Origin of the sequence: Endozoicomonas sp. ONNA1, from assembly GCF_024606325.1 — a bacterium.
Lineage (GTDB): Bacteria > Pseudomonadota > Gammaproteobacteria > Pseudomonadales > Endozoicomonadaceae > Endozoicomonas_A.
Window position 1 is genome coordinate 1 of record NZ_JAHHPN010000705.1, and the last position, 1,066, is coordinate 1,066.

Below are 1,066 nucleotides of genomic sequence, written 5' to 3' on the forward strand. Positions count from 1 at the left end.
TTCACCGTTTACAACAGGTATGCACCCACCTTCACGATGCTGTCAAAGAAGATAACGCTCTGGCAAAAGCATGGTATCGCCAATTTCCTTCTTATCATCAGCATCAACTAAGAGCAGCCATTACGACAAAAAATGAGAATCAACTCCGTGATTGGTTGCAGTCATTTACGAATGACAAGGCACTCGTCGACTCACTCAAAGATCGCCGTCAGAAGAGTATTTATTCACCTGCTCTGTTGTATTTCAACAAGGCTAAGCTAATGTCTGATTGTGAAAAGTTTAATTTAGTTTCAAAATCCATCATTCACGAAAATACAATTAACACCTCAGCCACCCTCAGTCCCGATGGCCGCCATCTGGTGACCGTCAGTGAAAGCGACAATGCGAACATCTACGGCCATGAGATGGATGGATCATGGGGATTAAAAGCGATTATTGCCCATAAACATTACGTCCGTTCAGCCGCCTTCAGCGCCGATAGCCTTTATGTGGTGACCGCCAGCATCGATGACACTGCGAAAATATTTGGCTTAGGGTGCGATGGATCATGGCAATTTAAAGCCAGTATTACCCATGAGTTATCGATCATATCAGCCATCTTTAGCGCCGATGGCCGCCATCTGGTGGTCAAAGGTGCAAATGACTCTGTGCAAATCCATACCCGGAAGGCCGATGAATCCTGGGAATTAACAGCCACCTTTTCACAAGGTACATTTGTCCAACCAAACACCCTCAGCACCGATGGCTATCATTTGATCATCGCCAGGTCGGATAACAAGGGGATAATCTATAGCTACAAGATCGATGGATCACGGGAAAAAAAAGGTACCATCCCCGATTTTAACAATGTCATTTCAGCGAGTCTAAGCCCCGATGGCCGCCATGTATTGACTGCGAACACGGATCACAGGGCGAAAATCTACGGCAAGGAGTCCGATGGATCATGGTTACAAAAAATCGTCATTCACTTCAAGCATCATATCAACTCGGCCATCTTCAGCGCCGATAGCCGCCACGTGTTGATTGCCAGCCAGGATGGCAGTGTGAAAATCTATGGCCAGACAAG

The 1,066-nt window shown here is 46.3% G+C and carries 1 protein-coding gene; it reads left to right on the plus strand.

Features of this window, described 5'->3' with window-relative positions:
• On the plus strand, positions 1 to 1,066 hold a 1,066-nt coding region (locus KDK19_RS16570), incomplete at both ends, for a WD40 repeat domain-containing protein (protein WP_257292398.1).